The sequence below is a fragment of the Caballeronia sp. LZ029 genome, assembly GCF_031451275.1.
GTDB lineage: Bacteria > Pseudomonadota > Gammaproteobacteria > Burkholderiales > Burkholderiaceae > Caballeronia > Caballeronia jiangsuensis.
Window position 1 is genome coordinate 2,108,872 of the sequence record NZ_JARUXO010000001.1, and the last position, 24,588, is coordinate 2,133,459.

General features: G+C 63.1%; 23 protein-coding genes, 2 tRNA genes and 1 pseudogene. 17 read left to right on the forward strand and 9 right to left on the reverse strand.

The features are described from left to right. Positions 1 to 151 precede the first annotated feature (151 nt). From fdxA to QCE73_RS10020, 3 genes are all read left to right on the forward strand, one after another. The gene (gene fdxA, locus QCE73_RS10010) at positions 152 to 475 is read left to right on the forward strand and encodes a ferredoxin FdxA (RefSeq protein ID WP_035501717.1); all 324 of its coding nucleotides are present in this window, start codon (positions 152 to 154) and stop codon (positions 473 to 475) included. Between the two features lie 120 nt (positions 476 to 595). Continuing rightward, a tRNA-Asn gene (locus QCE73_RS10015) sits at positions 596 to 671 on the forward strand. Between the two features lie 79 nt (positions 672 to 750). Further along, positions 751 to 826: transfer RNA gene (locus QCE73_RS10020), tRNA-Asn, on the forward strand. 72 nt (positions 827 to 898) lie between these two features. Here QCE73_RS10020 and QCE73_RS10025 read toward each other — a convergent pair. From QCE73_RS10025 to QCE73_RS10035, 3 genes are read right to left on the reverse strand one after another with little or no spacing between them, the layout of a single operon-like run. Continuing rightward, complete coding sequence (locus QCE73_RS10025; RefSeq protein ID WP_035501718.1) at positions 899 to 1,480, reverse strand: LUD domain-containing protein; 582 nt, start codon at positions 1,478 to 1,480, stop codon at positions 899 to 901. Continuing rightward, positions 1,477 to 2,868: a lactate utilization protein B gene (locus tag QCE73_RS10030; RefSeq protein WP_309881023.1), complete on the reverse strand. Its 1,392-nt coding sequence runs from the start codon at positions 2,866 to 2,868 to the stop codon at positions 1,477 to 1,479. Before QCE73_RS10030 ends, QCE73_RS10025 begins: the two co-directional genes overlap by 4 nt. Next, positions 2,865 to 3,608, reverse strand: coding sequence for a (Fe-S)-binding protein (locus tag QCE73_RS10035; protein WP_309881024.1), 744 nt, complete (start codon positions 3,606 to 3,608; stop codon positions 2,865 to 2,867). Before QCE73_RS10035 ends, QCE73_RS10030 begins: the two co-directional genes overlap by 4 nt. A 126-nt stretch (positions 3,609 to 3,734) precedes the next feature. Here QCE73_RS10035 and QCE73_RS10040 point away from each other — a divergent pair, with 126 nt between their 5' ends. The 6 genes from QCE73_RS10040 to QCE73_RS10065 all read left to right on the forward strand — a co-directional run bounded on the left by QCE73_RS10040 (position 3,735) and on the right by QCE73_RS10065 (position 8,259). After that, entirely contained in the window at positions 3,735 to 4,478 is a 744-nt protein-coding gene (locus QCE73_RS10040) for an FCD domain-containing protein (RefSeq protein ID WP_309881025.1), read from the forward strand. A gap of 301 nt (positions 4,479 to 4,779) precedes the next feature. Then, on the forward strand, positions 4,780 to 5,265 hold the full coding sequence (locus QCE73_RS10045) for a CreA family protein (protein ID WP_035501724.1): 486 nt from the start codon (positions 4,780 to 4,782) through the stop codon (positions 5,263 to 5,265). Between the two features lie 74 nt (positions 5,266 to 5,339). Then, positions 5,340 to 6,161 (forward strand): AraC family transcriptional regulator, encoded by an 822-nt coding sequence (locus QCE73_RS10050; RefSeq protein WP_309881027.1) that lies wholly within the window; start codon positions 5,340 to 5,342, stop codon positions 6,159 to 6,161. Between the two features lie 158 nt (positions 6,162 to 6,319). Further along, complete coding sequence (locus QCE73_RS10055) at positions 6,320 to 7,009, forward strand: AzlC family ABC transporter permease (protein WP_309881971.1); 690 nt, start codon at positions 6,320 to 6,322, stop codon at positions 7,007 to 7,009. Continuing rightward, complete coding sequence (locus QCE73_RS10060) at positions 7,006 to 7,329, forward strand: AzlD domain-containing protein (protein ID WP_035501727.1); 324 nt, start codon at positions 7,006 to 7,008, stop codon at positions 7,327 to 7,329. Before QCE73_RS10055 ends, QCE73_RS10060 begins: the two co-directional genes overlap by 4 nt. Before the next feature lie 165 nt (positions 7,330 to 7,494). Next, positions 7,495 to 8,259: a DUF4088 family protein gene (locus QCE73_RS10065; protein WP_035501728.1), complete on the forward strand. Its 765-nt coding sequence runs from the start codon at positions 7,495 to 7,497 to the stop codon at positions 8,257 to 8,259. Here the strand turns inward: QCE73_RS10065 and QCE73_RS10070 are convergent. From QCE73_RS10070 to QCE73_RS10080, 3 genes are all read right to left on the reverse strand, one after another. After that, positions 8,256 to 10,379: an ATP-dependent helicase gene (locus QCE73_RS10070; RefSeq protein ID WP_309881972.1), complete on the reverse strand. Its 2,124-nt coding sequence runs from the start codon at positions 10,377 to 10,379 to the stop codon at positions 8,256 to 8,258. The two genes, QCE73_RS10065 and QCE73_RS10070, sit on opposite strands and share 4 nt — an antisense overlap. A gap of 149 nt (positions 10,380 to 10,528) precedes the next feature. Continuing rightward, entirely contained in the window at positions 10,529 to 10,786 is a 258-nt protein-coding gene (locus QCE73_RS10075) for a hypothetical protein (RefSeq protein ID WP_035501730.1), read from the reverse strand. A gap of 63 nt (positions 10,787 to 10,849) precedes the next feature. Continuing rightward, positions 10,850 to 11,248 (reverse strand): hypothetical protein, encoded by a 399-nt coding sequence (locus QCE73_RS10080; RefSeq protein WP_309881030.1) that lies wholly within the window; start codon positions 11,246 to 11,248, stop codon positions 10,850 to 10,852. A 303-nt stretch (positions 11,249 to 11,551) separates the two neighbouring features. Here QCE73_RS10080 and QCE73_RS10085 point away from each other — a divergent pair, with 303 nt between their 5' ends. The 4 genes from QCE73_RS10085 to fumC all read left to right on the forward strand — a co-directional run bounded on the left by QCE73_RS10085 (position 11,552) and on the right by fumC (position 16,899). After that, a complete protein-coding gene (locus QCE73_RS10085) occupies positions 11,552 to 11,773 on the forward strand; it encodes an RNA-binding S4 domain-containing protein (protein ID WP_035501732.1) in 222 nt (73 codons plus the stop codon). 248 nt (positions 11,774 to 12,021) lie between these two features. Beyond that, the gene (locus QCE73_RS10090; protein ID WP_309881031.1) at positions 12,022 to 13,470 is read left to right on the forward strand and encodes an MATE family efflux transporter; all 1,449 of its coding nucleotides are present in this window, start codon (positions 12,022 to 12,024) and stop codon (positions 13,468 to 13,470) included. Between the two features lie 334 nt (positions 13,471 to 13,804). Then, the gene (locus tag QCE73_RS10095; protein WP_309881032.1) at positions 13,805 to 15,466 is read left to right on the forward strand and encodes a phospholipase D family protein; all 1,662 of its coding nucleotides are present in this window, start codon (positions 13,805 to 13,807) and stop codon (positions 15,464 to 15,466) included. A 26-nt stretch (positions 15,467 to 15,492) separates the two neighbouring features. Then, entirely contained in the window at positions 15,493 to 16,899 is a 1,407-nt protein-coding gene (gene fumC / locus QCE73_RS10100) for a class II fumarate hydratase (protein ID WP_309881034.1), read from the forward strand. A 30-nt stretch (positions 16,900 to 16,929) separates the two neighbouring features. On the opposite strand, the gene QCE73_RS10105 is transcribed toward fumC, so the two are convergent. Then, positions 16,930 to 17,451, reverse strand: a complete 522-nt coding sequence (locus tag QCE73_RS10105) for an acyl-CoA thioesterase (RefSeq protein WP_187605826.1) — start codon at positions 17,449 to 17,451, stop codon at positions 16,930 to 16,932. Positions 17,452 to 17,503: 52 nt separating this feature from the next. Then, entirely contained in the window at positions 17,504 to 17,647 is a 144-nt protein-coding gene (locus QCE73_RS10110) for a hypothetical protein (protein ID WP_309881035.1), read from the reverse strand. Between the two features lie 144 nt (positions 17,648 to 17,791). Here QCE73_RS10110 and QCE73_RS10115 point away from each other — a divergent pair, with 144 nt between their 5' ends. Continuing rightward, entirely contained in the window at positions 17,792 to 18,541 is a 750-nt protein-coding gene (locus QCE73_RS10115) for a helix-turn-helix transcriptional regulator (protein ID WP_309881036.1), read from the forward strand. A gap of 134 nt (positions 18,542 to 18,675) precedes the next feature. Next, a complete protein-coding gene (locus QCE73_RS10120) occupies positions 18,676 to 20,739 on the forward strand; it encodes a DUF6600 domain-containing protein (protein WP_309881037.1) in 2,064 nt (687 codons plus the stop codon). A 76-nt stretch (positions 20,740 to 20,815) separates the two neighbouring features. Here QCE73_RS10120 and QCE73_RS10125 read toward each other — a convergent pair. After that, positions 20,816 to 21,025, reverse strand: a pseudogene (locus QCE73_RS10125) (thymidylate synthase); the annotation flags it as partial. Positions 21,026 to 21,246: 221 nt separating this feature from the next. On the opposite strand from QCE73_RS10125, the gene QCE73_RS10130 reads away from it, so the two are divergent. Next, positions 21,247 to 22,482, forward strand: a complete 1,236-nt coding sequence (locus QCE73_RS10130) for a tyrosine-type recombinase/integrase (protein WP_309881039.1) — start codon at positions 21,247 to 21,249, stop codon at positions 22,480 to 22,482. Continuing rightward, the gene (locus QCE73_RS10135) at positions 22,475 to 24,586 is read left to right on the forward strand and encodes a hypothetical protein (RefSeq protein WP_309881040.1); all 2,112 of its coding nucleotides are present in this window, start codon (positions 22,475 to 22,477) and stop codon (positions 24,584 to 24,586) included. Before QCE73_RS10130 ends, QCE73_RS10135 begins: the two co-directional genes overlap by 8 nt. Positions 24,587 to 24,588 lie beyond the last annotated feature (2 nt).

The following is a 24,588-nucleotide window of genomic DNA, read 5'->3' on the forward strand; positions in this document are numbered from 1 at the left end:
ACATACATCACGAATCGATATAAAGCGCGTCGCGTGCGGCCCGCGCCCGCTTTTACCGTTACGCTACAATATGCGTTTCGATACGCGCACCTCCCGGCCCACGTAGCCGCTCAGGGCGCCGCCCCCAAGAATTCCGCATGCAGGAGCCTGAATGACTCACGTTGTGACCGAAAGCTGCATCAAGTGCAAGTACACCGATTGCGTGGACGTGTGCCCGGTGGATTGCTTCCGCGAAGGTCCCAACTTTCTCGCGATCGATCCGGACGAGTGCATCGACTGCGCCGTCTGCGTGGCCGAGTGCCCGGTGAACGCGATCTACGCCGAAGAAGACGTGCCCGGGGACCAGCAGCACTTCACCGAACTGAACGCCGACCTTGCGCGTAACTGGCCCAGCATCACGAAGACGAAGGGCTCGCTTCCCGAGGCCGACGAGTTCAAGGACGTCAAGGACAAGCTGAACCTGCTTGAGCGTTAAATCGCGCGTTCGTCCGCATCACGCTTCGGTTTGACTGCAAAAATTTGCTTTTCGAGTGAAGATTGGGCGTTGACACGATAATCTCAGCCCCCTATAATTTCGCTTCTCTGCTGTAGATGTTCCCCGATAGCTCAGTCGGTAGAGCGCCGGACTGTTAATCCGTAGGTCCCTGGTTCGAGCCCAGGTCGGGGAGCCAAAAACTCCAGCAAGTCGGTTTCAAAAGAACCCAGTCAATCGGCTGGGTTTTTTATCTCAGCAGCAGATACCTCAGTTGTTCCCCGATAGCTCAGTCGGTAGAGCGCCGGACTGTTAATCCGTAGGTCCCTGGTTCGAGCCCAGGTCGGGGAGCCAAAAGCTTCAGTCAAAAAGCCCAGTCACGCGACTGGGCTTTTTGCATTTACTCCGTCTGGAAGCACTGACGCTTCACGCGAGCCACACGACGGTGAGCGAGCGCACGCCTTGTGCGCCGCGAATCAGCACGCCTTCGATATCCGCCGTCGCGGACGGTCCCGTCACGAGCACCGCATAGCGCGCCGATGCGAAATCGGGCCGTCGATACACCTGTTGCAAGCCCTCCACGAGCAGCGCGGGATCGAGCAGCACGACGAGATGCTGCGACAGATAGCCGATCGAGTTCACCACATACTCTTGCTCGCTGAACCACACCGAGCCCGTTTCCGCGACGCCGAAGCGCCCTCTCACGATGCCCACATCGACATCCTGGAGCGACGCCGGCGGCGTATCGGGCGAAAGCGGCCGCGTGCCATCGACGCCCGGCACCGCCGATGCGATCACCTTCGCATCCGGAAAACGCGACGCGATCAGCGCGTTCACATCGTCCAGTCCTCCGGCTTCGACGCACGTTCCGCCCATCGCGGTCAGCGCCGCCGTGAAACGCGCCTTCAGATCGCCTTCGGGCGACGGAAAGAGCGGCACATCGGGACGCGAACGCGATGCAGGCTGCGCCGCGCGGATCTTCGACAGAAAAGCTTCGCGAGTCGTCATTTTTCAGGCTTCCGGTTTTTCTTGTACCACTCGTGAAAAGTCTCGGCGGGCGCTTCCGGCAGATCGCGCTGACGTCCCCAGATGTTGAGCGGGTTGTAGAGCACGAAATTGGGCAGACGCTTCAACGCGCCGCCGAGCGACGCGACCGTCGCGCGATAAAGCGTCGGACTCGCGAGCAGGCGCCCCGCCATCTTCAGGACTTCCTGCTTCACGAACGGCACTTCGTGTTTCTCCGCGATCACCTCGCGCCACTTGTAGATCTGCTCGTGGATGTTCACCTTCACCGGGCAGACGTTGGTGCAACTGCCGTTCATCGTCGAGGCGAACGGCAGCGCGCTATAGCGCTTCAGGTCGTGGGTCGGATTGATGATCGCGCCGATCGGCCCGGAATACGTTCCGCCATAGGAAAGGCCGCCGCTGCGCCGGTACACCGGACACGTATTCATGCACGCGCCGCAGCGGATGCATTTGAGGGAATACCAGAAATCGTCCATCGCGAGCCGCTCCGCGCGGCCGTTGTCGACGAGGATATAGTGCATCTCCGTGCCCGGACGCGGCTGGCGAAAGTGCGATGTGTATTGGGTGATCGGCGAACCCAGTGCGCTGCGCGACAGCATGCGCACGAACACGCCGAGATCGGCGATCGTCGGAATGATCTTCTCGATGCCGATCGACGCGATATGCAGCGGCGGCACGTTCGCCGACAAATCCGCGTTGCCCTCGTTCGTGCACACGACGACCGTGCCCGTTTCCGCGACCGCGAAGTTGCAGCCGGTCATGCCCGCCGTCTTCTCGCGCACGAAGTAGGGCCGCGTGTTCATGCGCTGGCTTTCGGCGAGATAGTGAATGTCGCTGTTCTGCGGATCGGTGCCGATGGTCTTGCCGAAAAGCTCGGCCACGTCCGCGCGCAGCTTGTGCACCGCCGGCACGACCATATGGCTCGGGTCCTGATGATCGAGCTGCTGAATACGCTCGCCGAGATCGGTTTCCATCACCGTGATGCCGCGCGGCTCGAGATAGTCGCGCATGTAGCACTCGTCGGTGAGCATCGACTTGCTCTTCACCAGCGAGGTCAAGCCGCGCTCGCTCATCAGTTTGTAGACGAGTTCGTTGTGCTCCTGCGCATCGGCCGCGAAATGCACGACGACGCCATTCTTCTCGGCCTGATCGACGAACTGCGCGATGTAATCGGCGAGATTGGACAGCGTGTGCTCCTTGATCTGCGATGCGAGATTGCGCATCGTCTCCCATTCGGGGATGCCGTGCGCCTGCGCGTCGCGCTTGCTGCGCAAATCCCACAGACGCTTGTCGTGGAACGCGACGTGATCCGGCTTCTGCAGGAACGCGCCCGCCGCCTTCGCGTGATCGATGCGAACGGTCTTGCTCATGCGCGTGCTCCGTTCAGGACCTGCGCGATATGGATGAACTTCGCATCGGCCTTCATGCGCTCGGCGCAGCCTTGCTGATGCATGAGACACGACATGTCGCCCGACACGATGTACTCCGCGCCGGCCCCGACGTGATCGCGCACCTTGTCCTGCCCCATGCGCACGGAGACGGCCTCTTCGGTGACCGAGAACGTGCCGCCGAAGCCGCAGCATTCGTCGGGACGCGCGGGCGTGACGAATTCGATGCCCTTCACGCCTTCGAGCAGCGCGCGGGGCTTCGAAAACGGCGTGCCCGCGACTTCCGAATTCGATGTCTCGCGCAGATGCCGCACCGCGCTGCAACTGTTGTGCAGCCCGACCTTGTGCGGAAACTCGGCCCACGGAAACTCGCGCACCTTCAGCACGTCATGCAGGAATTCGACGAGCTCATACGTATTGCGACGAACCTTCTGCACCGCGCTCGTCTGCTCGATCGCGGTGAAGTGCTCGCGGACATGATGCACACAACTCGCCGACGGCCCGACCACATAGTCGTAGTCGGCGAAATTCCGCGCGAACACGCGCTCGGCGCCGGCGGCGTCCTTGTGCGCGCCGCTATTGGCCATCGGCTGGCCGCAGCACGTCTGGTCCGGCGGATAGTCGACGTCCACGCCGAGCCGCTCGAGCAATTCGAGTGTGGCGATGCCGATCTGCGGATAGAACGCGTCGATGAAACAGGGGACGAACAGGGCAACTTTCATGAGGTCCGATCGTGGGGTTGGACAATCATTTTTGGTAAGCTTGGTCTGACCAAGACTTTAATGAGATGCCTCTTTCGTGTCAAACTCGGACATTCACCAGCTTTCAACCGGCCTATACGTCCAGCGATGAGTTTTCAGCCCGTCCATGCGCATTCGTACTCACGCGTGCGCCTCTCCGATGTCGTGTCCGGTCAGATTCGCGAACTGATCTCGAACGGCACGCTCCTGCCCGGCCAACGCCTGCCCGCCGAGCGCGATCTGGCCGAGCAGTTGAACGTGTCGCGCCCGTCGCTGCGCGAGGCGCTGATCCGGCTGGAATCGGACGGCTTCATACGCGCGGCGGGACGCGGCGGTTTCGTCGTGTCGGATGTGACCGCGCCGCTCGTGTCGCATCCGCTCGCCGCACTGCTCGAACAGCAGCCGAACGCCAGCGCCGACGTGCTCGAACTGCGCCACGGCCTCGAAACGCTATCCACCGCTTACGCCGCCGAGCGCGCCACCGACGCCGATATCGCGCGCATCGCCGCCGCGTTCGACGCGCTCCAGACCGCCGTCGCCGACAAGAGCACGCGCATCGCGGAAAAGGATGCGGCGTTCCATCTCGCGATCGCCGACGCGACGCACAACGTCGCGCTCACGCACGTCATGCATGGCCTCAACGAACTGGTTCGCGAATCGATGCTGACCTCGCATCGTTTAGTCGATTACGACGATGAAGTCGAAGCGAACCTGATGACGCAGCATCGCGCGATCTTCGATGCGATCGTCGCGCGCGATCCCGCGCGGGCGCGCGAGTGCGCGGGCGCGCATCTCGATTACGTGCGCACGCTCTACGCCGACATCGCGGCACGGAAGAAGCGCGTCGCCTGAATCGAATCGCCTTACGAATCTGTAAGCCGCGAGAAAGTCCTGATAGGACAACACCTACACAGATTTCGGACAGGCACGGCTAACGGGCACGCGCCTTCCTCGCGATACTGGAATCGTCAACAACAACACGCGAAGGAGGACGACATGCCTTACCTACTCGGATGGTTGCTCGGCGTGCCGGTGATCGTGCTGGTGATCCTGTATCTGATCTTTCATTGACTGCATGCGAAGCGCGAGATGCATCGAAGAGCCAGGGGCGTCGATACAATACGACGCCCTTTCTCTTTTCCGGAAGACGACGATGAAACCCTCCGCTCTTGCGCTCGCCCGAAACCTGGCCTTGCTCGCCACCCTCCTCGGCGCGGGATTCGCGCACGCGGAGGAAATCGCCAGCGTCAACACCAATTTCCGCTTCACCGGCTCTGATCGCGTGAGCGTCGACGCTTACGACGATCCGCTCGTCCAGGGCGTGACCTGCTACGTGTCGCGCGCGCGCACGGGCGGCGTGAAAGGCACGCTCGGCATCGCCGAAGATCCGACCGAAGCGTCGATCGCCTGCCGTCAGGTCGGGCCGATCAAAATCGCCCAGCCGCTCAAGCAGAAAACCGATGTGTTCTCGGCCGGCATGTCGTTCATCTTCAAGACGCTGCACGTGGTGCGCATCGTCGATGCAAAGCGCAATACGCTCGTCTATCTGACGTACAGCGACCGCGTCGCGACCGGCAGCCCGAAGAACAGCGTGACGGCCGTGCCAGTGCCCGAAGGCACGACCATACCGGTGAAGTGATGCGCAACTGTCCTGTCCGGCGCGTAGCAAAGTTGTAAACTGAGCGATTCCGCCCGCCTCAGACTTTCCCGACGATGAATGCCGACCGTTTCCGCAACGCCGCACGCTACTGGCGCTCGCCGCTCGTGCCTGACGCGGACATGGTCACGGCCGAATACTACGATCACGAATTCTCGCCGCACTGGCACGACGCCTACACGGTGCCCGTCATCGAAGCCGGCGCGGAGTGCTACGACTATCGCGGTGCGCATCACGTGGCCGAAACCGGCTCGGTGCCGGTGATCAATCCCGGCGAGGTGCATACCGGCGCGCGGGCCGTCGATGCGGGCTGGCGCTATCGCGTGTTCTATCTGCCGGTGCCGTTCGTCGAAGGCCTCGCGCGCGATATGTCGGGGCGGCGGGAATCGTCGCCCTGGTTTCCCGATGACATCATCCGCGATCCCGATCTGGCGCGGCGTCTGGTCGTCGCGCATCGGCTGCTGGAAAGCGGCGCCGACCCGCTCGCCGCGGAACTGGCGCTCGTCGATGCCGTGACGACGCTACTCGGCCGCCACGCGCTGGAACACCCGGACATCGCGCCGCTCGCCGCCGACACGCACCGCGTCACGGCGATGAAATCCCGCCTCGCCAACGATCTGCTCGAACCGGTCACGCTTGCCGAACTCGCGCAGACGGTCGGTCTCTCGACCTTCCACGCGGCGCGTCTCTTCACGCGCGAAACGGGTCTCGCGCCGCATGCATGGCGCAACCAGTTGCGTATCGTGCGCGCGTTGCCGGCACTGCGCGCGGGCGCTTCCGTGACCGACGTCGCCGCGGCGAGCGGCTTCACCGACCAGAGTCATTTCACGCGCCATTTCAAGCGCACGTTCGGCGTGCCGCCCGGCCGCTGGCGCTGAGCGCCGCCCAGCCAGGAAAGCGCAAGAACGTACAAGCGTGTGAGCCGGCGTCTTGCGTATCCTCGCTTCCATAGGAGGAAATCTTGAAAGCAATACCCGCTCAACCTTCCGGCGCCGCGTTGCGCGAATTCGCCGCCGGCGCACGCGACACCATTCCGATGATGATCGGCGCCGCGCCCTTCGGCGTGATCTTCGGCACGCTCGTCACCGCAAGTCCGCTCTCGCTCTGGCACGGCCAATTGATGTCGCTCGCCGTGTTCGCGGGCTCCGCGCAGTTCATCGCGGTCGGCCTGATCGCGTCGCATGCGAGCTTCGCCGTCATCTGGGCGACGACGCTCGTCGTCAATCTGCGACACGTGCTCTATTCGGCGACGCTCGCGCCGTATGTCGCGCATCTGCCGCGCCGCTGGCGCTGGGCGCTCGCCGGCCTGCTCACCGACGAAGTCTTCGCCGTCGCCTACGCGCACTATCAGAAGCGCGCGCCGGGCGAGACCGGCCCGCATTACTTTTTCGGCTCCGGCGTCGCGATGTACCTGAACTGGCAGTTGTGGACGCTCGCCGGCCTGTTGTTCGGCGCGGCGTTTCCCGGTCTGAAGTCGCTCGGCCTCGACTTCGCGATGGTCGCGACGTTCATCGCCATCATCGTGCCGCAGCTCGTGGCCGTGCGGTTCGTTGCGGCGGCGCTCGCATCGGGCGTGCTGTCGTTCGCGTGGCAAGGCTGGCCGTACAAGCTCGGGCTGCTCGCGGCGGTGTTCGTGGGCGTCGCGGTCGGCATGGTGCTCACGCTGATGGAAAACCGGCCGCACGAGAAAAGCCGCCTGAAGAACGCCAAGGAGCGCACGCAATGAACTACATCACGTTGATCCTCGGCATGGCGGTGGTCACGTATGTGATCCGCGCCGCCGTGTTCGTGCTGGGCGAGCGCCTGCCCTTTCCGCCGATCGTGCGCACCGCGCTCTCGTTCGTGCCGGTGACGGTGCTCACGGCGATCATCGTGCCGATGGCGGTCTCGCCGCACGGCAACGGCGCCGAAATCACCTGGCGCAATCCGCAGCTCGTGGCGTCGATCGTCGCGATCATCGTTTGCGCGCTCACGAAACGGCCGCTTTTGACGATTGCGGTGTCGCTGACGGTATTTTTCGTCTGGCAGTTCGCCGTGCTGCGCTAAACGTTTCCGTCAATCGGCCGTTAAAAGGCTTTCAAAAAGCATCGAAGAATCCTCAAGTTCCCGGAAATCGCGCCGATATCAGAAACGAATGGACTCCGCCCCGAGAGCGGCGCCAAAGGCATTTCCCGCGCTCCGGACCATCCGGACGCGGAACCGGGAACCAACATGCGTCAAATCACCCTTTCGTTACGCGAAGAGACGATCGCTTCGCTGCATCGCGATTTCGAAGCGTTCATGCGCCTGTCGCTGAAGCTGGATCCGCAATTCGTCACGCCGACGTTCGAGGACTTCCTGCGCGCGAAGCTGCTGGACAACGACACGCCGCTGACCGAGCAGGCGGTGCAGCGCATGCTCACGCACGGCCAGTACGCGTGGGCCAAGCGCGCGCTCGACAAGGAGTTTCCCGATGTCGTCGAAATCCTGATCCGTCAGGCCGCCGAGCACGGATTCGCGTTCGCGATCCGCGCCGACTGGACCGCGGAGGACCTCATCGCGGCATCGCGCGCGTGGGCGACCGCGATCGTCACCGAGGCGAAGGGCGACGTGTCGCAAGTGGACATGCTCGCGTCGCAGATCAAATCGGCTGCGGCGGATATTCGCGAAGTCGAGGAAAAGATGCAGACGCCCGCGTGGCGTCTCGCGGATTCGCTGCGTCAGCGCGTGTACGAAACGAAGATTTCCGTGGAGACGAGCATCGGCTCGACCGCGCGCGAGAAGCTGGGCGAACTGCGCTGCCTGCTGCGGCTCGGCATTTTCTATGGGTCGATCCAGAAGCAGGAGGCGCAACAGGTGCTGGAGTATCTGCGCGCGTTGCGGCCCGAGCTGTTCGTCGAAGAGCCTTACGACGGCTTCACGCGCTTCGCCGCTTGGCTGCGCAGCATCTTTGCACCGTCACAGCGCGCTCCGCGACCGTCACGCGCGCAGCGTTAATCCCACATTCCCTTCAGGCGCGCCGCGATATCGATTTTCGCTTTCGCGGCCGCCGCCAGCCCCGCCGCGGTCGGCGCAGCGGGCGCGATCACCGGCGGCCACGCGGCCGCTTCGAAGTTCTGCATCAGATGCGGCGGGATGAAGCGCGTGCGCTGCGCCCAGACGTGCCGGTCGCCCAGATGCGTCTGGTTGTGCACGTAGAACCGCTGCGGCGTGATGATGTGCAGGTCTTCCTTCGCGCGCGTCATCGCCACATAGAGCAGACGCCGCTCCTCGTCGATTTCCTCGTCGCTGCCCGTGCCCAGATCGGACGGAATGCAGCCGTCCACGCCGTTCAGCACGAACACGTTGCGCCATTCCTGGCCTTTCGCCGAGTGGATGGTCGAGAGGATCAGATAATCCTCGTCGAGCATCGGGACGCCGGATTCGTCGCTCGTCGCGTCAGGCGGATCGAGCGTGAGTTCGGTGAGAAAGCGCTCGCGCGTGGGATACGTCGACGCGATGCTCTCCATCTGCAGCACATCGCCGATGCGGATCGCCGCGTCCTCGTGATTGCGTTCCAGATGCGGCTCGTACCAGCGGCGGATCATTTCGAACTCGGCCGGCCAGCCGGATTCGCGGCCGCACAGTTTCGCCATCAGCCCGACGAAACGCGGCCAGTCTTCGCTGGCTCGCGCGGGAGCCTGAAACCGGGCGATCGCGGCTGGCGCCTGGTCTTGCGCGACGCTATCGAGCAAGCGCCCGGCGATGGCCGGACCGATGCCCGGCAGCAACTGCGCGACCCGGAAACCCGCGACGCGATCGCGCGGATTCTCCGCCCAGCGCAGCACCGCCAGCACGTCTTTCACGTGGACGGAATCGAGAAACTTGAGTCCGCCGAACTTCACGAAGGGAATGTTGCGCCGCGTGAGTTCGATTTCGAGCGTCGCGCTGTGATGCGCGGCGCGGAACAGCACCGCTTGTGCCTTCAACTTCATGCCCGCCTCGCGCGCCTCCAGCACTTTTTCGACGACATAGCGCGCCTGATCGGCTTCATCGGCGACGGAAACGACGCGCGGCTTCTGCGCCGATGCCTTGTCGGTCCACAGGTTCTTCGTGTAGCGCTCCGTCGCGAGCCCGATCACCGCATTCGATGCCTCGAGAATCGGCAGTGTCGAGCGATAGTTGCGATCGAGTGTGACGGTCGCGGCGGGCGGATCGAAATGGCCCGGAAAATCGAGGATGTTGCGCACGGTCGCGCCGCGAAACGAATAGATGGACTGCGCGTCGTCACCGACGACCGTGAGGCCGCGCCCGTCGGGCTTCATCGCGAGCAGGATGGACGCCTGCAGGCGGTTGGTGTCCTGATATTCGTCCACGAGCACGTGATCGAAACGGCTCGCGAGATCCGCCGCCACCGAAGGCTCTGCCGCGAGATGCGACCAGTAGAGCAGCAGGTCGTCGTAATCGAGCACGCTTTGCGCCTGTTTCGCGGCGACGTAGGCGGCGAACAGACGCTTCAGGTCGGCTTCCCACTCGCGGCACCACGGATACGACTGATCGAGCACGTTAACAAGCGTCGCGCCAGTGTTCACGACGCGCGAGTAGATCGCGAAGCAGGTCGACTTCGCGGGAAAGCGCTTCTCCTTCGACGACAACCCGAGTTCGTGCCGCACCAGATTCATGAGATCGGCGGAATCTTCGCGATCGTTGATCGTGAATGATGGCGCGAGCCCGACGAGATCGGCGTAATCGCGCAACAGCCGCGCGCCGACGCCGTGAAACGTGCCCGACCACGTCAGCCCCTGCGCGATCGCGCTTTTCTTGCCGAGCGCGTTCATCGCGATGCGCGACACGCGCCGCGTCATTTCGAGCGCCGCGCGCCGCGAAAACGTGAGCAGCAGAATGCGATGCGGATCGGCGCCCTTCACCAGCAGATGCGCGACGCGATGGGCCAGCGTGTTGGTTTTGCCCGAGCCCGCGCCTGCGATCACGAGCAACGGGCCGCCCGTGCGACCCGGTTCATCGACGCCGAACTCGACGGCCTCGCGCTGCGCCTCGTTGAGCTTCGCGAGATAGTCGGCGACCTGTTTCGCGGTGGAATCGGAAGCGGCGTCGGCGGTGTCGGGAAGCGTGAGCACGTGAAGGAAGGCGGCGGGAAAAGAGTGACGCACACTGTATATCCATACAACCCGCGCGCGCAAGTCTTTGGCTCGACTAGGCTTTTGGCCCCAAATGCAACGAGCCCGGTTCGCGATGAACCGGGCTCGCATCGCGACGAAAGCGGGTACTACTCGGCCTTCTTCGCGTTCTTCAGCTTCGCGTCGGCGGCGGCTTCGTTGGCGTCGGACTGCGCCTCCGTTTTCTTCTTGTCGGCCTTGGCCTGCGCGACGGCCGCCTTCTTGTCGGCCTTCGACTGCTCCTTCGCGGCCTTCTGATCGGCGGCGGTCGGGGCGTCCGATGTCGTCTGCGCGAACGATGCCGCGCTCACGCTCGCAAGCGTCCCCGCGATCAGCGCCGCCAGCAGCGCATTGGTTTTTCGATTCATGATGTCCTCCCTTCTTTTAGATGCCGCGAGCGCCGCGACGCGCGGCCTCGCGGCGCGTCACGCTCAGTGCTGCAGGCCCGCGTCCTTCGGCGTGCCCGGCTCCGTCGCGTTCAGTTCCGCCTTGGCGGCGTCCTTGTCCGCCTTGCGATTGATCTTCGCGTTCTGCACCTCTTCCTTGTATTGCGCCTTGGCCTGCTGGTTCTGCGCCTTCAGCTCGGCCTTCGACGCCTTCTTCGACGCGCGATACTCGGCGTTGGCCTGCGCGTTCGCGTTGCGGCGCTGGACGAGCGGATCGGTCGACGCCGGCGCGACGACGTTCTGCTGCGGAGGCGTCATCGGCTGCTGGGCCTGCATCGGCTGCGGCTGCACCGGCTCGGGCTGCGTCGCGGTCTGAGCGTAAGCGCCCGAAGCGGCGAGCGTGGCGATGGCGGAGCCGATCAAAAGGATTCGTGCGCGAGTCATAAGCTAGTCCTCTCTGTAGTTGGCGTCGGCGGCGCGCTGAAAGCGGTGATGCGAGCGAGCCGCGCGACTTTTGTCGATTCGAAAGATGACCGAAGCTTTGTCGATCAAACGGTCGGACCGGGCGACGATCGGGCGAGTTCTCCAAAACCAGTCATTGTTACCGACGGTTTCATCTGGCTACAATTGCCAACCAGCTCGCTTGCGATCCGATTACCGGTCCCGCGATGGCACTCAGCACGTCGCATGCCCGAAGCACGGTTGTGCGTGGTTTATCATGGAGGCCTTTCCTGCTTCACCCGCCCCATGCCGCCACTCCAGTTCACCCTCACCGGCGATTACGTCGAACTCCACAATCTGCTGAAGCTGATGGGCCTCGCGGACAGCGGCGGCTCCGCGAAGGCGCGCGTCGCAATGGGCGATGTCACCGTCGACGGCAAGGTGGAGCTGCGCAAGACCTGCAAGATCCGCGCGGGTCAGCGCGTGAAACTCGACGGCCAGACGATCCACGTCCGCGCCCCCGAATAGCATCGCCGCCACTTGCGCGCTTGCGCCGCGCACTTGAGAAAATCCGGCCATAAGCGATCGCGTCATCGACATGCCGCACGCGACGCAATAAGCTAGTCGTCTTTCGTTCTGGTTTCAGCGCCGGGTCTGTAGCGTCGGTTTTCCCGTCAGCGCGCGTTTCGCAGCGCGCTCCGCTTGTTGCCCTTCCGCTTTCCAGTCCGCGACGCTCAGTGCGCTGAGCGCCGCCTTTGTTTTCGATCCGAGCAGCCATGCAACCGCAAGTCACGCGCGCGACACGCGCGCATCAAGGACCGCCGAGCCTCTCGCGTCATGCCGTCGACACGGCGCGCCTCGCCGCGCCGCTCGCCATCGCGCAACTCTCGCAGATGGCGATGGGCGTCACCGACACCATCCTGCTCGGCTCGCTCGGCCCCGACGCGCTCGCGGCGGGCGGCCTCGGCGCGAACCTCTTCTTCGTCGTCGTGACGCTGCTGCAGGGCGTGCTGACATCGGTGTCCGTGTCGGTCGCGCACGCGCGCGGCGCAAACGCCGACGATCGCGTGCCGGGCATCTACTGGACGGGGCTCGTGCTTTCCATACTCCTCGCCGTGCCCGCGTTCGTGCTGCTGAGCTACGCCGAGCCGATCCTGCTCGCGTTCCACGAACCGGCGACGCTCGCGAAGAACGTCGGCGAATATTGCGCGGTGCTGCGCTGGGGGACGCCGGCCAGTCTTATCGGCGTCGGGATGATGCGCGCGTTTCTGCCCGCGATCGGCGCGGCGCGCAGACTCCTGTGGATCTCGATCGGCGGCGTGTTCGTCAACGGCTTTCTCAACTACGGGCTGATCCACGGCGCGTACGGCCTGCCGCGCGAAGGCTTCCTCGGTTCAGCTGCTGCGACCACGATCACCGTCTGGGGCATCGCGATCGCGCTCGTCGCGGTGTTGCATCTGCGGCCGCGCTACCGGCATTTCGTCGTGCGCGCGCGCCCGCGTCTGCCGCTGATGGGCGAACTTTTCGGCCTCGGCTGGCCCGTCGCGATCACCTACGGCGTCGAATCGACGCTCTTTCTCGCCACCGGCATGATGGTCGGCCTGCTCGGCGAAGCGCCGCTCGCCGCGCATCAGATCGCGCTCAACGTCGCGTCGGTCGCGTTCATGGTGCCGCTCGCGATCGGTCAGGCGGCCAACGTGCGCGTCGGTTACTGGGTGGGCGCGGGCGTGCCGGTCGCGGCCCGGCACGCGGGCTTCGTGGCGCTCGCGCTCGGCGTCGGCTTCATGGTGTGCTCGGGCCTCGTTCTGATCACCGTGCCGCGCGCGATCGTCGGCCTGTATCTGAATCTCGACGATCCCGCCAACGCGCATACCGTCGCGCTCGCGGCGTCGCTGCTCGGCGTCGCGGCCGTGTTCCAGATCGTCGACGGCATGCAGACGGTCGGCTCCGGCTGCCTGCGCGGCCTGAAAGACACGCGCATCCCGATGCTCGCCGCCGCGTTCGGCTACTGGGGCGTCGGCTTTCCGACCGGCTATGTGCTCGCGTTCCACTTCGAGCTGGGCGCGAAAGGCCTGTGGTGGGGACTCGCCGCCGGACTCGCGAGCGTCGCCGTATTGATGACGCTGCGGTTTCATCGCATCAGCCGGCGCTTCATCGAAACGGGCGTCGCGCCCCTGCCCGACGACACCGACGCCGCGAGCGCCGCGCCGCACGGACACGTCTGATAAGCACACGATGCACGCGCCGATTTGCATAGCACGAATGCTTGGTTGGGCCGCACGGCGCGCATTGCTACGATGAACCCGTCTCCTCCTTGAGACATCTGTGACAGGGGTTGTCAGCCCGCTTCAGCCAAGCGGGCTTTTTTTTGTCTTCAGCGTCCTCTTCCCCTCACTCGCGGGCATTCCGTCCGACCTTTTTCCGATTTCCCATAAAATAATTTCGAGATGCGCGGTGCGAGAACGCGCCTTGCTTCATCGTGCCGTCCGTCGAATGCGTCAGGACGTGCCGAGTCGCGACAACTAAAAACGAGGAATCGAAGTGTCGGAAAGCCGGGGGATGTGGGAAGTGACAGAGCGTGGCGCGAAGCACGCCAGCATCGAAAGAAGATTGAGCGACGCCGTGCGCAATGTGGCCATCGTCCTGTTGACGACGGCGCTCGCCGCCTGCGCGACGCGCCCGCCCGCGACGGCGTTCGATCGGCCGGAGAGCCGCGCGCTGGCGTCGAACGAAGCGACGCCGCTCGCGAACGCGCTCGCGCCGCTGGAACGGCAGCATCCGGATCAATCGGCCGTGCGCCTTCTGCCGACCGGCACCGACGCGCTGCAGGCCCGCATCGCGCTCGCGCGCGCGGCGACCAAGACGCTCGACATGCAGTACTACATCGCCGAGGAGGACAACACCGGCAAGCTGCTCTTGGGCGCGGCGCTCTATGCGGCGGATCGCGGAGTGCGGGTGCGCATGCTCGTCGACGATCTGAATTTCAAGGACATCGACCAGATCATGGCGGCGCTCAATTCGCACGACAAGATCGAGATCCGCGTCTTCAACCCGTACGGCAGCACGCAGCGCAGCTTTTCCGAGCGCACGCAGAATTTCTTCACGCAGCTTGGCCACTTCACGCGCCGCATGCATAACAAGGCGATGATCGCGGACAACCAGATCGCGATTGTCGGCGGACGCAATCTCGGCGACGAATACTTCAGCGCGAGCCCAACGCTGCAGTTCCGCGATCTCGACGTCTTCGCCGCCGGCCCCGTGACGCACGAAATCTCCGCGAGCTTCGACGATTACTGGAACAGCTCGCTTGCGTATCCGCTGCGCGCGCTGAACAAGCAGAAGTTCGATCCGTCCGAGCTCGACAAGACCCGCGACGACCTGCGCGCGCACTGGCGCCAGCAGGCCGAGCCGCTGAACGCGAAGCCGCTCAACGCGACACCGCTTGCGCAGCAGATTTCGCGCGAGGAAATGGGCCTCGTGTGGGCGCCGACGGAATTCCATGTCGATTCGCCGTCGAAGATCGAGCATCCGAGCGACGACTACAAGAGTCCGCCGATGCAGCGCCTCATCGACTTGCTGAAAGACGCGCAGAGCGAATTCCTGATTCTCTCGCCCTACTTCGTGCCGCACGACGCGGGCGTGAAGGCGCTCGGCGAGCTGACGAAACGCCACGTGCGCGTCGCGGTGCTGACCAATTCGCTCGCCGCGACCGATGCCGTCGCCGTGCAGGCGGGCTACGCGCCGTATCGCATTCCGATGTTGCAGAACGGCGTCGAGCTGTACGAGTTCAAGCCGATACAGGCCGAAGGCGAAAGCGGTCCGCGCGCGGGTCTGTTCGGCTCGCAGTCGCGCGCGAGCCTGCACGCGAAGGCCTATGTGATCGATCGGAGTATCCTCGTGATCGGCTCCATGAATCTCGATCCGCGCTCGGCCAAACTGAATACCGAACTCGCGCTGGTGATCCACAGCAAACCGATCGCCGAGGAAGCCGCGAGACTCTTCGCGAACGGCATCTCGCCGAAGATGAGCTGGCGCGTGCAACTGGCGAGCGCGGCGGTCACCGAGGAGCTGAGGCGCACGGGCGCGCCGCAGTCGGGCCTCGTCTGGACGACCGAGGCGAACGGCGACCTCGTCACCTACAATTTCGATCCCGAGGCAGGTTTTTATCGCAACGCGATGACGGGCCTCTTCATGCTGCTGCCCGTCGACAAGCAGCTTTGATCCAACTTCGTAAGGGAACTCACGCCATGACACACGATGCGAAGGGCGACGTACGGATGGAGAAGGACACGTTCGGCGAAATCGCCGTGCCGAACGACAAGCTTTGGGGCGCGCAGACGCAGCGCTCGCTGCAGAACTTCAAGATTTCGACGGAAAAGCAGTCGCCCGAGCTGATCACCGCGCTCGCGATCATCAAGCACGCGGCCGCCGAGGTGAACGAAGGGCTGAAGGTGCTCGATTCGAAAAAGGCGAAGGCGATCATTCAGGCTGCCGAGGAAATCATCGACGGCAAGCATCCCGATGAGTTTCCGCTCGCCGTGTGGCAGACCGGCTCGGGCACGCAGACCAACATGAACCTCAACGAGGTGATCGCCAATCGCGCGAGCGAGATCATGGGCGGCTCGCGCGGCGAAGAACGGCTCGTGCATCCGAATGACGACGTGAATCGCGGCCAGTCGTCGAATGACGTGTTCCCGACGGCGATGCACGTCGCCGCGGCGATGGCGATCACGAAGCATCTGATTCCGTCGCTCAAGACGCTGCGCGATACGCTCGACAAGAAGGCGAAGGCCTTCGACAAGATCGTGAAGATCGGCCGCACGCACTTGCAGGACGCGACGCCGCTCACGCTTGGGCAGGAGTTTTCAGGTTACGTGGCGCAGCTCGATCAGGGCATCAGGCATGTCGAGGCGACGCTGCCGCATCTGTATCAGCTCGCGCAGGGCGGCACGGCGGTCGGCACGGGACTGAACGCGCATCCGGACTTCGCGGTGAAGGTCGCGGCGGCGATCGGCAAGCTCACCGGCCTGCCCTTCGAAACCGCGCCGAACAAATTCGAAGTGATGGCCGCCGCCGATGCGCTCGTCGCCGCGCACGGCGCGCTGAAGACGATCGCCGCGGGCATGATGAAGATCGCCAACGACATCCGCTGGCTCGCGAGCGGGCCGCGCTGCGGGCTCGGCGAACTGTCGATTCCGGAGAACGAGCCGGGCAGCTCGATCATGCCGGGCAAGGTGAACCCGACGCAGTCCGAAGCCGTGACCATGCTGTGCTGCCAGGTGTTCGGCAACGACGTCGCGGTGAACTTCGGCGGCGCGAGCGGCAACTTCGAACTGAACGTGTTCCGGCCGATGATCGCGCATAACGTGCTGCAGTCCGTGCGACTGCTCGCGGACGGCGCGCAGAGCTTCAACGACAACTGCGCGGTCGGCATCGAGCCGAACGAGAAGCGCATCGATAGTTTGCTTAATGAATCGCTGATGCTCGTGACGGCGCTCAATCCGCATATCGGCTATGACAAAGCGGCGCAGATCGCGAAGAAGGCGCATAAGGAAGGCACGACGCTCAAGGCCGCCGCGCTCGCGCTCGGTCATGTGACCGAGCAGCAGTTCGATGAATGGGTCAAGCCGGGCGATATGGTGGCGAACAGGTAGGCGCGCGCTTCTCCGAAAAAAGCGGCGGGATCAGACCTTCCCCGCCGCGACCTCTTCCGGCTTCAGTTCGACGATCGCGTCGAGCGCATCCTTCACGTCCATCGCGTATTTCGCGAGACGCTTTTCCTCGTCCGTCTCCGGCACGAAGGCAGGCACGGGCGTCGGCTGGCCTTTTTCATCGACGGCGACGAAGACCATCAGGCAATCGGTCGTCTGCTGAAGCTCGCCGACTTTCGGATCGCCCGCGTGCACCGAGATATGAATGTGCATGCTGGTGCGCCCGGTCGTCACCACGCGCGCGCGCAACTCGACCAGATTGCCGACGAGAATCGGCCGGCGAAAGCGGATATTGCCGACGCTCACCGTCACCGCGTAGCGACCGGACCACATCGCGGCGCAGGCATAGGCTGTCTCGTCGATCCATTTCATCAGCGCGCCGCCGTGCACCTTGCCGCCGAAGTTCACCGAGGTCGGCTCGGCGAGAAAACGGAACGTGGTTTCGGCGCGGCTTTTGGAGACCGCGGGAATGGGAGATGAGGTCGGCGTATTCATGGGGATGCCCGTCTGGTGCGGAAATGAATGCCGATTATAGGGTCGGCAATATTCAATCGTGGACGGTAATGCCCTGATCGATGGTGCCGTACATCGTGATGCTGCCGCCGCCGCCCGCCGATGACGACGGCCCGCCCGCGCAGCCCGCACAAAGCATGAGAACGCTGATCACGCTCGCGAGAATGAATCTGGACATGGAAATTCTCCTGCTGGCTGAAATGCCAGCGGTCATTCTAGCCCCGCGCTTCGTGCATCGACATTTCGGCGCGCGGTGAAACATCGGATGCGGAGCCGCGCTAGAGTGGATAGGTCGATTACTACGCCCGACAGGGACATCGCCATGAACTCCGCTTTCGACGAAGCCGAATCCCGCGCGCGCCATTTTCCCGGACTGTCGCGCATCGGCGCGCTCATCGCCGATCCCGGCCGCGCCGCGATGCTCTGGTCGCTGATGGACGGCACCGCGCGCCCCGCCGGCGAACTGACGATGATCGCGGGGCTGTCGCCGTCGGCGGCGAGCGGGCATCTCGCGCGTCTGACCGAAGGCGGGCTGCTCGCGCTCGAAGTGAGCGGGCGGCATCGCTACTACCGCATCGCGACGCCGGATATCGCCGCGGCCATCGAGGCGCTCGCCAATCTCGCGCGGGCGAGCGCGCCGCAGCGCGCGCCGGAACGCCCGCCTTCGGCCGTGCCGGTCGAGATGCGTTTCGCGCGGACCTGCTACGACCATCTCGCGGGCGAACTCGCCGTGCAGATTTTCGACCGGATGATCGCACGCAACTGGCTCGCCGCCGCCGACGATCACGCACAGGCGCACGGCCCCGCCGCGCTCGACGCGACGCAGGAAGGCGCGCAGGCGTTCGCCGAGCTCGGCATCGACCTGAAGACGCAACGCGCGCGGCGGCGCCGGTTCGCATGCACTTGTATCGACTGGAGCGAGCGCCGGCCGCATCTGGGCGGCGCGCTCGGCGCGGCATTTCTCGAAGCGTGCGAGTCGCATGGCTGGATCGAGCACACGGCCACGCGGCGCGTATTGCGCGTGACGCCGGCGGGACATCGGCATTTCGACGGATTTTTATCCACGCGATAAAGCTTTGTTACGCGCACCTGCGCGCCGTTACAAACGGCATCGTACGGATACACGCCCCGGCGATACATTGATCCGGCAGGCCTCGCGCACCGACAGCGTCACACACGACGCACGCGCGGCCGCCGGAGAATACGATGAAAATCAAGACCATCGCGGCCGCCACGTTGTGGGCGCTCGTATCGATATCGGGAACGGGCGTGTTCGCGCAAACACCGCCCGACGAGGCGGCGCAAGCGGGCCAGGGTGATCCGCCCGGACGCATCGCGCGCCTGAATTACATGGCGGGCACCGTGACGACGGAGCCCGCGGGCGCGTCCGACTGGTCCTACGCGCAGATCAACCGCCCGCTCACGACAGGCGATCAGCTCTGGAACGACGAGAACGCGCGCTCGGAAATGCACATCGGTTCGACGGCGGTGCGTCTGGGTTCATCGACGGCCCTTTCGGTCCTCGCCCTCGACGACAACACCGCGCAACTCAAGGTCGCCCAGGGCACGCTGTCGACGCGCGTGCGCGAACTGCCGCCCGGCACGCGCTATGAAATCGACACGCCGAACGCCGCGCTCGCCATCACGACGCCCGGCGACGTGCGCGTGGACGTCGCGCCCGACGGCCGTTCGACGACGGTGACGGTGCGAAACGGCGGCGTCACCGCGTATGGCGACGGCGGGTCGGTGCAGCTCGCGGGCGGCCAGCAGATGACGTTTGAGGGCACGAATCTCCAGCAGGCATCGGCGAATGCCGCGCCCGCGCCCGATGCGTTCGATCAATGGGCCGCGAGCCGCGATGCGTCCGAGGATCGCTCGGTGTCCGCGCGTTACGTGTCGCGCGATATTCCCGGCTATCAGGATCTCGACGCCAACGGCACGTGGCGCAGCGATCCGTCCTACGGGCCGGTCTGGGTGCCGAATGCCGTTTCGGCCGACTGGGCGCCGTATCGTCAGGGACACTGGGCGTGGCAGAACCCGTGGGGCTGGACCTGGATCGACGACGCGCCCTGGGGCTTCGCGCCGTATCACTACGGGCGCTGGGCGTACGTCGGATCGCAATGGGCGTGGGTGCCCGGCCCGATGGCCGTGAGCGCGCCGCCCGCCTATTCGCCCGCGCTCGTCGCGTTCGTCGGCGATGGCGGCAGCGGCGTCGACTGGAACGTCGCGCTGACGGTCGGCGGCATCGCGGCGGCGGGCGTCGCGTGGTTCCCGCTGGGGCCGGGCGAGGCGTGGCGTCCGCATCGCGATGGCTGGAGCCAGCGTTATTACGAGCGCGTGAACCGCAATGTCTACGTCGATCGCTCGGTGCACGTGAACAACACGTACGTGAACTACCGCGCCCCGCGTGGGCTGACGGCCGTGCCCGCGAACATGTTCGTGCATGGTCAGCCGGTCGGACGTCAGCCGTATGCGGTCGATCCGTCGCGCTGGCGCAATCCGCATTTCTTCGCGGGAGCGCCGGGCATCGCGCCGGCGCACGACAGTTTTGCGCCCGGTGCGCGGCGCGCGGATTATCGGCCGCCGCAGGGCGGATTCGGACGTCCGGTGGTCGCGACGCGCGCGCCGGTCGCGCCGCCGGCTTTTCACGATCGATACGCGCAGCAGGACCGCGATGCGCACGGTCCCGGCGCGCGCAACGAACAGGTGCATCTCGTGGCGACGCATGGGCCGGCGCGTTCGGTGATCGCGGGCGGCGCGCCGCCCGCGCCCGCGCCGGTGCAGCCCGCACAGCCGCACGGCAACGGCGTCCCGCATCCGCCTCAGGCATCACAGTTCGGCGGCGGGGATCCGCACTTCGCTCACGGCGATCCGTCACGCGGCCACGATGTTCAGAACGGCCCGCGCGCGCCGCAACAGGCATTTCAGCCGAATAGGCCGCCGCAGCAAGCGCAGCCGCAGCCCAACCACGCGCCGCATGTCGAGCGCGGCACGCCCAATCCATCAATGCAGCCCGCGTTCGCCCAACACGCGCCGCCCGCGCCGCAGCAACGCCAACCGCGCGTCGAACAGCCGCGTCATGAGATGCCGCCGCCTCGTCCGCAGCAGGAAGCCCAGCGGCCGCAGTTCCATCCCGAACCGCCGCGCCAGCCGATGCATCAGGAAGTGCGTCAGCCACCGCATCAGGAGCCGCATCAACAGCCTCAACAACCTCAGCAGGCGCAGCAGCCGCAACACGGCGGCGGCAACAACGATCATCATCGCGGTTGAGGCGATGAGCAGGCGGCACAACGAAAACGCGCGGCCCGAAGCCGCGCGTTTTTGCATGCAGAACCGAAGCGCTCGCTCAGACCGCCATCGGCGCCGTGAGCGGTTCGTGATGCTTGTAGCCTTCCAGCGCGAAATCCTTCGGCTCGATCTTCTCGAGCCATTCCGGTTCGTAGCGCTTCGTGACCGCGTAATCGGGCACGCGATCGGAGATGATCAACTGCGGCGACGGCAGCGGCTCGCGCTTCAGTTGCTCGTGCAGCATGTCGAGCTGATTCTCGTAGATGTGTTTATGGAACCAAAAGCAAAATACCAGTGGCTACGTGTCTTCAGGTAAGAGCGGTAGATTCGGCCAGCTTCGACGCATTATGTCAAAGAACCATAATTTTTGGCCATTTCATCGATTGCTGTATGATGGCGCGATTGGCCCCGCGACGCCTGCCGCCCTGGTGCGAATTTCGGAGTCGCGGACCTTGGAGAAAAACGGACGTTTGTCGAAGAGATACATCGATGGTGCTCGCCGAGGGATTCGAGTCGCAACTGGTGAAAGTGACGAGCACCGCTTCCTCTCAAGCGACCGTGCTGTCCAGCGGCGACATTCTTCAATTGTCGACGGGAAAAGCTGACTATCCCGTCTACAGTGTGTTGGACAGCCATGGAGCCGTAGTACGGGGCATGCACCAATGGCTACGCAGTCTCAAGGCCCAAGCCGGCCTGACCATTAGCATGGGTACTGTTGAACAGTACGGTCGAACCCTTTCCTACCTTTCTCGTTGGATTGAGCGCACGGCGCTGTACCCGAATCTGAGCATCGATGAGCAGCTCGTGTTGTTAAATCGCCAGGACATCGTTCGGTGGCTTGACGACATGAAAACACTAGGGGCCGAAAGTCACAGCACTCTCCATTCACGAGAGGCCTGCATAAGGCATTTTTTCGACTGGTTGACGACCCAGGAAGCGGGCAAGGTGAGAGATGCAGAAAATTCCCCGTATGGACGGGACGGCACTCTTCGGTATGTCATTGCGAGACCAAATGCGCGTAGCCCAAAATTCATTTCCGCCGAAATCGTCGTCGAACTCTTGAACGGCATGCACAACGAGTGCGAGCGGTGCATGTTCCATGCTCAATTCGACATGGGGCTCAGGATAACGGAGATGGTGAATCTCACCGCGGGTGACATCCCCGACGACACGATGTACAACCCTGCGTTTGAGTTCATTCCTATCTCTGCAAAGCGGGTCAAAGGACGTGGTGGGCAGACGCCTGAAAAGAACACATTGATTTCCCGGGCTGTTCTCAAGCGAATCAAGCGCTATCACAGTAGTCGAGAGTACAAGCTTGCTCCAGACTGGGATATTCAAGACCCCAACAAGCCTGCGTTTTTGACTGTCAATCAAATTAAGTGGAGCGCCAGAAATGCGTCGAAGCAATTCAAGTCCGCCGTGCGCAGAGTTGGGTTGAACGACGACACGTCAACGCACTGGATGCGTCACGGCACCGCTTACTCTGTACTTTGCTCCGACATGGGGAAAGATTATCAAGACAGGATGCTGATGGTTCAACAGATGCTTGGTCAAAGGCATCTGAAGACCACCGAGAAAAACAACCAGATACCACATGCCTTGCTGCAAAAGCTGACCAAGACAGGTAAAGAAATGAACCGGCTCGGCGAAGCTGAGCTCATCAGGGAACGAACTTTCTTGGGCCCCTTACAGCACAATGAAAAGCGGGGACATCGTGCATAACGAGCCTGTCCGGCTCTATACGCCGCCCAAGCCGACTCTCTCGGACCCTTACGCGCAAATCAAGTGGATGTTTTTCCAGCTCGAGGCTGAGTTCGAAGACAAGTCCGCCGAGCGAATCCGCACAATTAAGAACGCGTACCTGCGGTTTGTAGCTGAGACGAATGCATACTACCCCGAGCTGGAGACCGACAGGCGCTTTTATCTAGCCCAATACTGGGACGCAGACGCATTGATTCGGTTCAATAAATGGCTGGGGACCCAAGAGCTCAAAAGCAAATCTCGTTACTGTTACTACAAGACAGTTCGGCAGGTTATGGACATGGCGTACGCGCTCCGGGTCATTGACACGGTCGTGTATCACGCCCCAATGTTCAAAGGTGTCTCCGAAACGAAGGAAAGGTCAGCCTACGTCAAAAGCGAACAGGAAGTTATCAATTCTGCGGTCGCCCGGTGGATTGGCCTAGCTAATAGTGTCCTTTCCGGTTACACCCCGACCGGGGCAGGCATACCCTATCGTCGCAGGGACTCCTTGCCGCCCATCTCGATAGACGGCCAATTGTACCCTATTTCCGAAGCTGCAAAGCGCTTTAACGTCCCGCATGAAACTATCTCGCGACGAATTCGGGAAGGTTGGACGCCTCGACAAGCAGTTGGTCTCGAGCCGCGGACTCGAGTTAGCGGCACTTCAACTGAAGTAACGATTGAGAACGTTACCTACGCGAGCATTTCCTCCGCGGGCGAAGCCTACAACAAAGACCATGGAGTCGTCGCCAAACGGCTTCGAATGGGGTATACCATCGAGCAAAGTCTTGGCATTACGCCAATTCATGTCCGGAAAAGCGATGAGCGCGCATTGCTGTGGGTCTTCGAGAACGAATTTGGCTGCGATGCCTTCGCAATGTATGAGGACTACTTCAGCCGAAATCAAGAATTGGCAGCAATATGTCCAGTTAAGCGTCTCTTGAAGCTTTTTATGCGCTGGGGCGTCTGGCCTTTCGTAGACGACCGCCTAATCATGCCTCTGGCTGTCGAGCTTAGCATGCTTACCGGCCTGAATGTGGAGTCACTCAAAATGCTTGAGGTCGACTCGTACCAGGCAGAGCACCGACTTACGGGACAACCAGTCATTAGCCACCGTAAACGGCGGTCCGGTAGTTCGACTCGTTCAGAAGACAGGGAACTTCATCTTCCGGTACTCGAACTGGAAGAGTTGTATCTCGAAACGTCAGTTGTAGAGAGAGTCGAGAAGCTTCTCGGGTTGGTTCTTGCCCTTACGTCGAGAATCAGAAATGAAGCGCCTCCCGATATCGCCCGCCGGCTTTTCATATTCGAAGACGTCGAACGTTCAAGAAGGGAGGAAAGACGAGTCATTGTCGCGATAGACCCTAAGCGTAAAGCCGGAAAATGGTATAGACGGTTTGCCACCGACGAAGGCCTCTACAGTTTATTTGGGGATAACTTTAATTTCAGCTTGGCTCGGTGTCGCCCGACGCTTGCGACCAACATGGTCCTCGCGGGCGCGAGCCTGTTTCACGTACAGGTGGCATTGGGACATGAAAGCATTCAAACAACTGCGACGTATCTGGATGAGCAAGGCTTGCGGCCAATGTTCAATTGCACCGTTTCCGAGGCACTTGAGCGCATTGCTCAGCGCTCGCGAGACGCTCTGAAAGCAGAACAACCAGCGGAAGCATCCACGGAGCGCCAGCCTGAGGCGACAGCGAATGGCTTTCTCGAGACACTATCCGGATGTGGTTGCAAAGACCCCTACAATCCGAGCAAGAATGTGCGCACCGCTACCAAATATGTGGAAGGCTCGGTATGTCCTCATTGGAACATGTGCTTGCGGTGTGACAGTGCTGTCGTAACTGAGAAATCTCTCCCTAAGCTCATTGTCTACCGTAGACGCGTGGGGGCAGCACTAGAAGAAGACTCTCCGGCTATAAGAGCTCGAAAAGAGCTCTACGAAGACACGGTCAAACTCATAGACGGCATCCTGGCAGCAGATGTCGTATTCCCTGCATCCGCCATTCAAACCGCCGAATGCCTTGCTGCCACAATGGACGACCTGTTGGTTGACCACCTGATTTACCAAGGAATTTGACC